The 12074-nt window shown below is 41.0% G+C and carries 10 protein-coding genes and 1 pseudogene; 9 read left to right on the top strand and 2 right to left on the bottom strand.

What is annotated here, in order from left to right; translation table 11 throughout:
* Positions 1-9: 9 nt before the first annotated feature.
* Positions 10-1950 carry a hybrid sensor histidine kinase/response regulator gene (locus IRJ18_RS09575; protein WP_194105957.1) on the top strand — a complete coding sequence of 647 codons (1941 nt, stop codon included), beginning with the start codon at positions 10-12 and terminating at the stop codon, positions 1948-1950.
* On the opposite strand, the gene IRJ18_RS09570 is transcribed toward IRJ18_RS09575, so the two are convergent.
* Complete coding sequence (locus tag IRJ18_RS09570; protein ID WP_194105956.1) at positions 1951-2433, bottom strand: methylated-DNA--[protein]-cysteine S-methyltransferase; 483 nt, start codon at positions 2431-2433, stop codon at positions 1951-1953.
* Positions 2434-2569: 136 nt separating this feature from the next.
* Between IRJ18_RS09570 and IRJ18_RS09565 the strand changes: the two genes are divergently transcribed.
* The 8 genes and pseudogenes from IRJ18_RS09565 to ccsA (IRJ18_RS09530) all read left to right on the top strand — a co-directional run bounded on the left by IRJ18_RS09565 (position 2570) and on the right by ccsA (IRJ18_RS09530) (position 10892).
* The gene (locus IRJ18_RS09565; RefSeq protein ID WP_194105955.1) at positions 2570-3247 is read left to right on the top strand and encodes a heme exporter protein CcmB; all 678 of its coding nucleotides are present in this window, start codon (positions 2570-2572) and stop codon (positions 3245-3247) included.
* A gap of 88 nt (positions 3248-3335) precedes the next feature.
* The gene (locus IRJ18_RS09560; protein WP_194105954.1) at positions 3336-4547 is read left to right on the top strand and encodes a carboxypeptidase-like regulatory domain-containing protein; all 1212 of its coding nucleotides are present in this window, start codon (positions 3336-3338) and stop codon (positions 4545-4547) included.
* 84 nt (positions 4548-4631) lie between these two features.
* Positions 4632-5333 (top strand): annotated as a pseudogene (gene ccsA, locus IRJ18_RS09555) (cytochrome c biogenesis protein CcsA); the annotation flags it as partial.
* A gap of 8 nt (positions 5334-5341) precedes the next feature.
* On the top strand, positions 5342-5554 hold the full coding sequence (locus IRJ18_RS09550; RefSeq protein WP_194105952.1) for a CcmD family protein: 213 nt from the start codon (positions 5342-5344) through the stop codon (positions 5552-5554).
* A gap of 156 nt (positions 5555-5710) precedes the next feature.
* Complete coding sequence (locus IRJ18_RS09545) at positions 5711-7144, top strand: Glu/Leu/Phe/Val family dehydrogenase (protein WP_194105951.1); 1434 nt, start codon at positions 5711-5713, stop codon at positions 7142-7144.
* A 170-nt stretch (positions 7145-7314) separates the two neighbouring features.
* Positions 7315-7851: a hypothetical protein gene (locus IRJ18_RS09540; RefSeq protein WP_194105950.1), complete on the top strand. Its 537-nt coding sequence runs from the start codon at positions 7315-7317 to the stop codon at positions 7849-7851.
* 164 nt (positions 7852-8015) lie between these two features.
* On the top strand, positions 8016-8426 hold the full coding sequence (locus tag IRJ18_RS09535; RefSeq protein ID WP_194105949.1) for a cytochrome c maturation protein CcmE domain-containing protein: 411 nt from the start codon (positions 8016-8018) through the stop codon (positions 8424-8426).
* A gap of 6 nt (positions 8427-8432) precedes the next feature.
* The gene (gene ccsA, locus IRJ18_RS09530; RefSeq protein WP_194105948.1) at positions 8433-10892 is read left to right on the top strand and encodes a cytochrome c biogenesis protein CcsA; all 2460 of its coding nucleotides are present in this window, start codon (positions 8433-8435) and stop codon (positions 10890-10892) included.
* A gap of 179 nt (positions 10893-11071) precedes the next feature.
* On the opposite strand, the gene IRJ18_RS09525 is transcribed toward ccsA (IRJ18_RS09530), so the two are convergent.
* Positions 11072-11995, bottom strand: a complete 924-nt coding sequence (locus IRJ18_RS09525) for an alpha/beta fold hydrolase (protein ID WP_194105947.1) — start codon at positions 11993-11995, stop codon at positions 11072-11074.
* Positions 11996-12074 lie beyond the last annotated feature (79 nt).

Raw genomic sequence — 12074 nt, 5'->3', positions numbered from 1 at the left:
TATCTGCAAATGACCCCTGTAAATATTTTAGTTGTGGATGATCGGGAAGAAAACATAATTGCCCTTGAGGCTTTGTTGAACCGTTATGACATCCGCATATTCTCAACCACCTCGCCCAACGAAGCTTTAAAAATTGCATGGGAGAACCAGATAGCTATAGCGCTTGTTGATGTTCAAATGCCCGAAATGGATGGCTTTGAACTGGTAGAAATGTTAAAAGCTAACCCTAAAACCAAAGATATATTAGTAATTTTTGTTACGGCTATATCTAAGGAAGCAAGGTATGCTGTTAAAGGTTTTGGCGCCGGTGCCGTCGATTATCTGTATAAACCACTCGATCCGTACATTACATCGGCCAAAGTAGATGCATTTATCCAATTAGCGCGCAGTCAGGCCGAAATAAAGGAAAAGAATATTGAGTTGCAGAACTACGCGGTAGTGGTGAAAAACTCCGCTGATATTATTTGCGTTGTCGATGCCCAAACATTGCGCATATCAACCATTAATCCTGCCATTGAAAAAATAATGGGTTTTAAACCCGAGGAGGTAGTTGGGCATAGTATTGTAGACTTTGCTATAGAAGACGATAAAAGTCAATTCAGGAAAAAACTGGGTACGATTATTAAAGACAACTTACAATTTGCAATAGCCGAGTACAGGTTTGAAACTTTTGACAAACGTATAATTTGGGCCGAGTGCCGCATGTCCTACCGAAATAAGACCATCTTTTTAAACATCAGCGATATTTCACCACAAAAAAGCTTCCAGGAACAGTTGATCAAATCAAAAGAAGCGGCTGAATACGGTAAAAAAGTAAAAGAAACATTTTTAGCTAACATGAGCCATGAATTGCGCACACCCGTAAATGGCATAATTGGCTTAACAAATATGCTTCGTAAAACAATGGTTAATGAACAGCAAATAGGCATGCTGGACTTGTTGGAAACCTCGTCTCAATCATTGCTGGCAGTTATTAATGATGTTTTGGATATCTCTAAAATTGAAGCTGGCAAGTTTAACATTGTCCGGACTGCAAATGATTTGCATAGGGTAGTTAAGTCAGTTTATGATCTATTGAAATTTAAAGCAGACGAACAAAACATCGAGTTTATACTTGATATAGCCGCTGATGTACCTCAATATATGATATTTGATTCACTTCGGCTGAATCAAATACTGATGAACTTATTAAGCAATGCTATTAAATTTACCGATAGGGGGCATGTAAAGCTTAAGATAGTAGTGGTGCAGAAGCACGCTGCCAAAGTGAAACTAAAATTTAGTGTAGAAGATACTGGTATTGGAATACCTTCGGACAGGATAGCCAAAATATTTGAATCGTTTGAACAAGCTGAAAATGATACAACAGCAAAATATGGCGGCACCGGCTTAGGGTTAACCATTGTAAAGCGGCTGATTGAATTAAAAGGCGGCGAGTTGACAGTGAGCAGCCAGGTGGGCAAAGGCAGTGTATTTAGTTTTACTAACTGGTACGAGATTGCCGAACCACTCATTGAAAAATTTGCAATACGGGACAATAATACGGCACTGGCGCCATTTGAATATGAAGTATCGGTATTGGTAGCCGAAGATAACATGGTGAACCAGTTTATGTTATCGAAAATATTGAAAGAATGGAACGTAAATGTTGATATGGTAGATAACGGACGTAAGGCGCTGGAAAAGTTAAAAGAAAACGATTATCACATTATACTGATGGACACCCATATGCCCGAAATGAGTGGCTACCAAACCGCTAAAATCATCAGGGTAGATTTTGAGGAACCTAAACGTAGTGTGCCCATTATTTCCTTGTCGGCTGCATCTTATGATCATGAACAACAACAAGCCATATCGGCAGGTATGAATGATGTGCTCGCCAAACCATTTTTACCGTACGAATTACATGAAAAGATACAGAAGCTGTTGAATTTAAAAATGATGGAATAACTAAAATAAACGTGTTTGCCCTATGCCCATTATCCGGGCTTCCAGTTCAAGCAAATATTGCTTGCGCCATAAACCACCTGCATACCCGGTAAGGCTACCATCCGACCCGATGACACGGTGACATGGAACCACTATCCACATATTGTTTTTGCCATTGGCCGATGCAATAGCGCGGATAGCCAGCGGGTTATTCATTCGTTTTGATAACTGCGCGTAACTGATACTTTCTCCGTAACCAATATTTGATAAGTTTTTCCAAACTTCCTGTTGAAATTCAGTGCCTTTTTGCTGGAAGGGAAAATCGAAAACCTTACGCTCGCCGGCAAAATATTCATCTAATTGCTTAGCCGCTAAAATTGACATGACCGAAAATCCTGTAGCATCCTCTCCAATACTTTCTGCAACGGTTAATGACAGGATGTGATCGCCCTCATCTTCAATACGGGCGAAACCAATAGGGGTAGGGTGATAGATAACGGCCATGTGATAAAGATAGTGATTAGTTAATTTGGGGTTAACGATTAGAGATTATAAAACAAGTTTAAGCAGATTATTTAAAAAACCAATCACTAACCTGTAATTAACTAATCGATAATCGCTAAATAGTTACATTTGCAAAATGTTTAAGCAAACCCGTTATCTGTTACAAAAGGAAATACTTATAGAATGGCGGGCCAAGTACGCCTTCAATAGTGTACTGTTGTATGTAATATCAACTGTTTTTGTATGCTATATAGCGTTCAGATTAAGCCCAGGGTTTAAAGAAAGCCCGGGGTACCCTATTGTATGGAATGTGCTGTTTTGGATAATTATGCTATTTGCTGCAGTAAATGCCATTGCCAAAAGCTTCATGACCGAGAACAAAGGCCGTATGCTGTATTATTATTCCATAACCGATGCAAGGGCTATCATCCTTTCAAAAATTATTTATAACGGTTTATTAATGTTGGTATTAAGCGCGCTGACCTTGCTGGTATACATGCTGTTCTTTAATAATAGTGTTGCTAACCCGGTTTATTATTTCATAGCGGTTTTTTTAGGCAGTATAAGCTTCTCAACGGTGTTTACCATGGTATCGGCCATTGCTTCAAAAGCAGGCAATAGCAGCGGCTTAATGGCGGTATTAAGTTTCCCGGTTATTATCCCCGTAATACTGGTGCTTATCACTTTAAGTAAAAACGCTATGGATGGTATTGATAATCGCTACAATTACCAGCACATTATTACATTGCTGGGTATTAATGTTATTGTAATAGCCACCTCCTTGTTACTGTTTCCATACCTGTGGCGCGACTAATTGAAATACTTAATGAAGAAATAATTAAGATTTTGCCAAAATAATTGTTACAAATACCAGCACACCAAAATTACCCCTATTTTTAATCATGCGTTTTTGTTTGCCCCTGTTGTTTTTATTGCTTCCGTTTGCTTTGTTAGCCCAAACGGGATCTATCACAGGTAAAGTAGCCCGGTTAGATACTAAAACTGCTTTGGGCAAGGCCAGCGTGTTTTTAAGTAATTCATCATACGGCACTATCAGTAATGATGATGGCACATTTACGCTTAATGGTTTGAAACCAGGCCAGTATCAACTGGTTGTAACGATGGTCGGGTTCGAGGATTTTAATCAAACGGTTATGATTCCCCGCGATCCGAAAGAACCAATAAAGGTAAACGCCGAATTAATGCCTAAAGTGACCGAGCTGCACGAGGTGGTTATTACCGATCCGGCAAACTGGAAGCAGAATTATGAAAAGTTTGTAAAGCTGTTTCTTGGCGAATCCAATAACGCTAAGAAATGTAAGATACTTAACCCGCACGAGATATCCCTGGTTTACCGGAAATCAAAACAAACACTGGAAGGTTGGTCTAACGATTTTATTGAGATAGAAAACCGGGCTTTGGGTTACAAGGTGAAGTTTATGCTGAAATCATTTAGCTATGATGAGATAAACAACATTATATCCTGGGAGGGAAAGGTATTATATACAGAGATGCCCGGCAGTGCTTCGCAAAAGAAGACGTGGGAAGCTAAACGTAACGATATTTATTATGGATCGAACATGCACTTTTTTCGCTCGGTACAAAATGCTAAAATGAGTGAAGAAGGTTTTGTAACCATGATATTGGTGCGTAAATCTAACCCCGAACGCCCCCCGCAAGAGATTATAGTAAAAAGAATAAAGCAGTGGGAGCGAATAAATACCGATTCGGCTAACCGCTGGAAACAACTATATAACTTACCTAAATACGAGGAATCCTTACAGCGCCAGCCACTAAAGGAAACCGACTTTGCCAGCGCCACTAACCAACCCGGCATATTCGCTATTTCCTTTCCGCAATATTTATATGTAATGTATACGAAGAAGCGGGAAAATATGGATTTTAAAGATATATATCGCCCGCTGGATATGCCCAACTACGAAACAAGTATAATAACGCTATACAAGCCATATGCATTGTTTGATATGAATGGCATTATTGTATCATCGCAAAGTACCCTGTTTGAAGGAACATGGTCTAAAAACAAAATAGCCGAACTACTGCCGGTAGATTATGTGCCGGGCGATATGAAGATAAAGGATGATCATTTGTAGCAAGTTACACAGGTGTGGGCACAGAAAATATGATAGTTATCACAACGTATTGAAACCTGACGCTTTACTCTTGTTTGTTCAGTCTATTCACTAACTTTGCCGCATACAAAAAGTATGAAAATAATATATAAAATGTGGTGGAAAGTGCTGGCAGTTGTGCTGATACTTTATACACTGATAGGTGGGCTGCTTATTCCCGTTCCGGCTAAGTATATTTTGAACGAAACTATCCGCAACCTGTATTTCCATGTACCCATGTGGATGGCCATGTTATCTGTTTTTGTTATATCGGTGTTTTACAGTATTAAATACCTTAGCTCAGGTAAGCAGGAGGATGACCTGGCAGCTGTTGAATGTGTAAATACAGGTATGATGTTTTATGTGCTGGGCTTATTAACCGGTATGCTTTGGGCCAAATATACCTGGGGCGAATACTGGAGCGGTGATCCTAAACAAAACAGCGCGGCCATCGCATTCCTGCTTTATTGTGCATACCTGGTGCTGCGCAACTCTATTGATGAGGAGCAAAAGCGGGCCAAAATTGCGGCTATTTACAACATATTCGCTTTCCCTATAATGATCGTACTACTGTTTGTATTGCCGCGTATGACGGATTCCCTGCACCCGGGGAACGGGGGCAACCCGGGGTTTAATAAATATGACCTGGACAGGAACATGCGCTTTGTATTATACCCTGCATTTATAGGCTGGAGTTTGCTGGGCGTATGGATCGCATCACTACGTTACCGGATGCGTTCAATTGAGTATAAAAAAGAATCTATCTGAACCTTGATATGAAAAAAATCGTATTACTATTATTATTGGCTTTAAACGGCCTTGGGGCATTGGCGCAAACCGATCAGGCTACCATGGCCGACACGTTCCGTAGTTCGGGGAAAATATACGTGGTTATTGCCATTATCGTAATTATCTTCCTCGGATTGGCCATTTATTTATTTTCAATGGACAAAAGGCTAAGAAAAATTGAGAAATTTGAAAAAAAATAATCGGAACAAAAAATAGTCCTATTGTGTTTAAACATCGATTATGACTATTTATTAAAAAGTGTATAAAAAACACCATCCCTAAAACGATTTGCAGATATGGAACTAAATACCGCACTTTTGCACACTTTTTATAACCAATTATTTACTTAATATATTATGGCTAATAATAATAAAGCTGCCATGGAGGATATGCACTTTTTTGCTGATGTGTGCAAAAACTTCGATTATGCAGCCAAATTTACCAATCACGATGCCGGCTTACTGGATCAGATTAAATCATGCAACAGTGTTTACCGCTTCCGTTTCCCAATCCGCAGGGGTAATGGCTTCGAAGTAATTGATGCATGGCGTATCGAGCACTCGCATCACCAATCGCCAACCAAGGGCGGTATCCGCTACAGCGAAATGGTAAACGAGGACGAGGTAATGGCCCTTGCCGCGCTAATGACCTACAAATGCGCCATTGTAAACGTACCGTTTGGTGGTGCTAAAGGTGGTATTAAGATCAACCCTAAAAACTACACTGTACAGGAACTGGAAAACATTACCCGCCGCTACACTGTAGAATTAACCAAGAAGAATTTTATCGGCCCAAGTATTGACGTACCTGCACCCGATTACGGAAGCGGCGAGCGTGAAATGAGCTGGATAGCCGATACCTATGCCACAATGAACCCGGGCCAACTGGATGCAATGGGCGTAGTAACAGGTAAGCCATTGGCGTTACACGGTATTGCTGGCCGCCGCGAGGCTACCGGTCGTGGTGTTGCCATTGCCGCCCGCGAATGTGTAAGCTTTGGCGAGGACATGCAAAAAATTGGCTTAACCGCAGGTTTAGCCGGTAAAAAAGTAATTGTACAAGGCTTGGGTAACGTAGGTTACTATTCGGCAAAATACCTGGCAGAATTTGGGGCTACCATAGTTGGTCTTTGCGAGTTTGAAGGTGCTGTTTATAATGCCAACGGTTTAGATTATGATGCTGTGTTCCAGCACCGTAAAGCTACCGGTTCAATTTTAAACTATCCCGGAGCGCAATCGTTCACCAATTCGGGCGAGGGTTTGGAACAACCTTGCGATATACTGGTACCAGCTGCATTGGAAAACCAGATCACTGTAGATAATATCCGCCGCATTAAAGCTAAAATTATAGTAGAAGGCGCTAACGGCCCTACTACCCCTGAAGCTGAAACCATATTTTATGAAATGGGCGGCCTTATTGTGCCGGATATGTATGCCAACGCAGGCGGTGTAACTGTATCCTACTTCGAGTGGCTGAAAAACCTGTCGCACGTAGCATTTGGCCGTATGAACCGCAGGTTTGAAGAGAACTCAAACTTAAATCTGGTAAACATGGTAGAAGGTATAACTGGTGTTGCCCTAAACGATGTACAGCGTGCTACTATTGTAAAAGGTGCATCGGAGTTAGAACTGGTTAACTCAGGCTTAGAGGACACGATGATCCGTTCTTATCACGAGATAAGGGAGACATTCAGAAACACACCTAAGATTGATACCCTGCGTACTGCAGCTTTTGTTGGTGCAATTAATAAAATAGCGGTATCGTACCAAAACCTTGGTATCTGGCCATAATTAAGTTCGAAGTCTTAAGATTATAGTCTAAAGTTAATGCTATCCCGCTTTGTGGGGTAGCATTTTTTGTTTGCCGGGTTATCTGCCATTAAAATTTGTAATACCAGGCAACGCTTTCAAAAAAACTGCAGTAATAGATAGTGAATGCTCATTTTAAACCCAACTACATAATGAAATCACTATTTAAATTGACAATTTTAGCCGCGATAGTAACGGTGTTATTTTTTGCAATAAGTGTACAAGCCCAAACTATACCCGCTAAAGCCTGGCGACTGGGGTTAGGCATAGAAACCGGGGTACCTACAGGTGTGGCTACCCTGGGCGCTACCTTTACTTTAGGCGGAACGGCCCGATTGCAATATGGCATAAGCAACAATTTTGCACTTACATTAACTACCGGTGGTTATCATTTTTTTCCTAAAAAGAATCCGGTAACCGGTAATAGGTACCAAAGCTATGGCGAGATACCTGTAAAAATAGGCTTTAAGGAGTTTTTTGCAAAAAGCATTTATTTAGGGGGCGAAATTGGTACTGCTTCCGAAAAACTGGAGAGCGGATGGGGCCCAACCCGTTTAGACCTCTCACCGGCGCTTGGTTATGCTAATCAGCATTGGGACTTTGCCGTGCATTACGAGAACTTTAGCCGCCATGGCGAAGACAGCTTTGGTTTAGTTAACCTGCGGGTTGCTTACGGATTTGCTTTATAGAGGTAATTTAAGATATTATGAATGCCATCCCCTTATGGATGGCATTTTTTTGTTTAATAACCTAATCAATAATAATTCTAAATAATAAACATCCCTTGTAATAAACATTATTCCCTTTGCGTTTTGTATTTTTGTAAACTATTGATCTCGTACAAAATTCAACAATGAAAAAAAGTTCAATTTTTGGTTTAGTGGTTATTGCTATTGCTATAGCAGTAATTATAAGCACCTATAAAAGCGCAAGCACTTACGGTTCGTTTAAAGATGCTAAACAAAGCGCAGCCACTTTGCAGGTAGTTGGCCATTTGAATAAGCAAAAAGCTTTATATTACGATGCTACCAAGGATGCCAACTACTTCTCTTTCTTTATGAAAGATAACAAAGGGCAGGAATGTAAAGTAATATTCACAGGCACCAAACCGCAGGACTTTGAACGCTCTGAGCAGGTGGTACTGACCGGCAAAATGGTAGGCAACGAATTTCATGCTTCGAAGATATTGATGAAGTGCCCATCTAAATACACCCAGGATAAACTGGAGACTACAGAATTTACCGCTAAACAGGCCAGCATATAATTATTAATGGATACAGCTTTTAAAGGGGAACACCTTGTGCCGGGCCATTTAGGCCAATTCTTTATCATCCTGGCATTTGGTGCCGCTTTATTATCAACCATCAGCTACTACTTCGCGGCTACCAGTAACGATAAACTGGATAAATCGTGGTTATGGCTGGGCCGTGTGGGCTTCTGGTTAAATACCGTTTCGGTTATAGGTATTGGCAGCTGCCTTTTTTATATTATTTATAATCATCTTTTTGAATATCACTATGCCTGGGCGCATTCATCGCGTACACTGCCGGTTTACTACATTATTTCCAGCTATTGGGAAGGCCAGGAGGGCAGTTTTTGGCTGTGGGGTTTCTGGCAGGCTGTGCTGGGTAACTTGCTGATATGGAAAGCCAAATCGTGGGAGCGCCCGGTAATGACCGTTATTTCTTTATCACAGGTGCTACTTTCATCTATGCTATTAGGGGTAGAGATCTTTGGTACCCGTATAGGTAGTTCGCCATTTATATTGCTCCGTCAGGCTATTGAGGGCCCGATATTTAGTCGCCCGGATTATCTGGGCTATATTAAAGATGGTAATGGTCTGAACCCCTTACTGCAAAACTATTGGATGGTAATACACCCGCCAACATTATTCCTGGGTTTCGCTTCTATGATAGTACCATTTGCTTATGCTGTTGCCGGTTTATGGCAAAAGCGCTATAAAGAATGGGTACAGCCGGCAATATCGTATGCGCTTTTTGCGGTAATGGTATTGGGTACCGGTATCATCATGGGTTCGTTCTGGGCTTATGAATCGTTAAACTTTGGTGGCTTTTGGGCTTGGGACCCGGTAGAGAACGCCTCGGTTATCCCATGGCTTACATTGATAGGCGCGGTGCACGTGCTGATAGTTTATAAAAACACCGGGCACGCATATTTTACGGCCTTATTCCTTACATTGATCAGCTTTGTGCTGGTGCTTTATGCATCATTTTTAACACGTAGCGGTATACTTGGTGAAACTTCGGTACATGCATTTACTGATTTAGGAATGTTTTGGCACTTGGTGGTTGATGTGCTGATTTTCCTGATCATTGTGGTGGTTTTAATTGCAGTTCGCTGGAAAGAATTGCCGATCAGTAAAAAAGAGGAAGAAACTTATTCGCGCGAGTTTTGGATGTTTGTAGGTTCGGTATTCCTGGCCTTATCATGTTTGCAATTAGTGTTTGTAACCTCCATACCTGTTTGGAATGCCATGTTCGATACACACATTGCGCCGCCTAACGATAAGGTGACGCTATATAATATCTTCCAGAGTGCATTTGCGGTTATTATAGCCTTATTTATGGGCTTCACCCAGTTTTTAAAATATAAAAAAACAGAAACCACCCGGTTTTTTATCACTGCGGTAGTCTACCTGGTTTTTGCCGTATTAATTGGCGCATTAATAGTGTATGTAACCGGGATATACAAGTTGCACTTTGTATACGTGTTATTAATGGTGGCGGCTGTATACTCGGTATTATCAAACGCTAAAGTATTATCCGACGCCTTTAAAGGCAAGTTTAAACTGGCCGGCTCGGCAGTGGCGCATATTGGGTTTGGCTTATTGCTTATTGGCGCCTTAATATCTGCCGGTACCAGCAAAGTAGTATCTCAAAACACCACCGGCGAGCAGTATAGCGCCGAATTTGCCAAGGCTAATGATCCGCGCGAGAATATTATGTTATACAAAAACCAACCGGTTAAAATGGGGGAGTATGAGGTAACATATATTGGCGATTCTATAGCTTTGCCGAACCATTACTTTAAAGTTGACTATAAAAAAATTGACGCAAACGGTAAAATAAAAGATGAGTTTATCCTGAAGCCAAACTCGCAGGCTAACCGCAAAATGGGTCTGGTTTCGTCTCCGGATACTAAACACTTTCTTTTCCATGATCTATATACCCACGTAAGTATGGCGCCTATTAAGTACGACGATGAGTTACGCGGACAGGAAGCTGGGCACGAGGGAGAAGCTGATGATGACAAAAACTACGATCCACCAATAGCGCATGAAGTTGCCGTAGGCGATACCATCCGTTTCCGCGAAGGTTATATGGTACTGAAAGGGCTGAATAAAGATGCTCATGTGCAGGATATTAAGCTGAGCGGCAATGATATTGCTGTCGGCGCCGATCTTGAAATTGTATCGCATGGCAAAAGTTATATGGCCGAGCCTATTTTTATGGTGAAAGGCGGTAACGGCTTCGATTTTGCCCGCAAGGTTGATGATGCCGGCCTGAAATTGCGCTTTTCAAAAATAATCCCTGAAAAGAATAAAGTAGAGGTAACTGTTTATCAGCAACCAGAAAGTAAGAAGCCATACATTGTAATGCGTGCTATTCAGTTTCCTTACATTAACTTCTTTTGGTCGGGTACTATTATTATGGTTATAGGGTTCCTGATGTCGATATTCAGGAGAAATAAGGAGTTAAAGACGGTTTAATTATAATATATTTTCCTGTTTCAGATCGCTTGCTAATAAGCTGTCCTGCAATATCAACGTCGCCGAATTTATTTCGGCATCTCACATGCATGGTAAACACTGTGCAACTAGTTGCCATTTATGACGCCGAATAATACGGCACGACAGTGATGTAGTTAAGCGATCCTCTTAATAAGCACCTACTTCTCCCGCAAAAACTCCACTATCCTTGCATTAACCTTGGCGGGCTGTTCAAGATAAGGCAAGTGCCCGGCGTCATCAACCGGGAAAAACTGAACATTTAACACCCTGCGCACCGAATCGCTGAAATTAAAAGGTACCGTTTTGTCTTCGCGGCCCCATATCAGTAAAACAGGCTTATGTTTGGTATTTAATTGCACATTGCTTTCGCGGCCATTATAAGGATAGTTATACATGGTTGATATCAACGAATTGGTGAACCCCTTATATTGCATTTGTACTTTATACTTGGCTACCCAGTCGGGATGTTGTTCGGGATATTTAAAATCGGTCAGCTGACTTTCGGCACGCTCGCGCGGATGTATCGTTTCATAATACCTCACTAAAAATTCGGGTTTATCAGGTTGAAGCGTCTCATATCCGGGATCTATCAAAATTACTTTATCAACCAAATTTGGATAACGGCTGGTAAAATTAGTAGCCAGCATGCCGCCAAAAGAGATACCCGCAATATTTACAGGTGTTTTAATGTGCAGTGCTGATAGTAACTGAATTAACTGATCAAAATAGAATTGATGGTTATAAACACTATCAGGTTTATCAGAGTATCCGCGGCCGTATTGATCGTATCTTAAAACGCGGTAACCATGGTTAACTAAATATTCAAAAGTGACGTCCCAAATGTAATACGGCACACTAAAACCATGTAACAATACAACAACTTTCCCCGTATCGGGGCCTGCCAGTTGGTAATGGGTGGTCCCGGCTTTAAGGCGGATAAAACTGCCCGGGACATTTCTTCTGTCCTTATCGGTTAGCGTCTTTTTTTCAATGTCTCTATAAAAATACAGGCTTCCTAATATGATGGTGGTAATACTAATAAGAAAAATGATGGCTATAAATATCAATCTAAAATATCTCATCACGCGGAAGTTTAGTCATATAAATATATCAGATATATGCCATGTTTTAAACCAATTATACGAAATTTGATTTTTTAAT

Origin of the sequence: Mucilaginibacter boryungensis (genome assembly GCF_015221995.1) — a bacterium.
GTDB classification, from domain to species: domain Bacteria; phylum Bacteroidota; class Bacteroidia; order Sphingobacteriales; family Sphingobacteriaceae; genus Mucilaginibacter; species Mucilaginibacter boryungensis.
Note: the sequence above shows the minus strand (reverse complement) of the source record. Positions and strands in the feature narration are given on the sequence as shown.

Excerpts from the sequence above, each read along its gene's own strand:
- IRJ18_RS09575 (WP_194105957.1), top strand. The coding sequence starts at position 10 with ATGACCCCTGTAAATATTTTAGTTGTGGATGATCGGGAAGAAAACATA.
- IRJ18_RS09570 (WP_194105956.1), bottom strand. The coding sequence starts at position 2,433 with ATGGCCGTTATCTATCACCCTACCCCTATTGGTTTCGCCCGTATTGAA.
- IRJ18_RS09565 (WP_194105955.1), top strand. The coding sequence starts at position 2,570 with ATGTTTAAGCAAACCCGTTATCTGTTACAAAAGGAAATACTTATAGAA.
- IRJ18_RS09560 (WP_194105954.1), top strand. The coding sequence starts at position 3,336 with ATGCGTTTTTGTTTGCCCCTGTTGTTTTTATTGCTTCCGTTTGCTTTG.
- IRJ18_RS09550 (WP_194105952.1), top strand. The coding sequence starts at position 5,342 with ATGAAAAAAATCGTATTACTATTATTATTGGCTTTAAACGGCCTTGGG.
- IRJ18_RS09545 (WP_194105951.1), top strand. The coding sequence starts at position 5,711 with ATGGCTAATAATAATAAAGCTGCCATGGAGGATATGCACTTTTTTGCT.
- IRJ18_RS09540 (WP_194105950.1), top strand. The coding sequence starts at position 7,315 with ATGAAATCACTATTTAAATTGACAATTTTAGCCGCGATAGTAACGGTG.
- IRJ18_RS09535 (WP_194105949.1), top strand. The coding sequence starts at position 8,016 with ATGAAAAAAAGTTCAATTTTTGGTTTAGTGGTTATTGCTATTGCTATA.
- ccsA (WP_194105948.1), top strand. The coding sequence starts at position 8,433 with ATGGATACAGCTTTTAAAGGGGAACACCTTGTGCCGGGCCATTTAGGC.
- IRJ18_RS09525 (WP_194105947.1), bottom strand. The coding sequence starts at position 11,995 with ATGAGATATTTTAGATTGATATTTATAGCCATCATTTTTCTTATTAGT.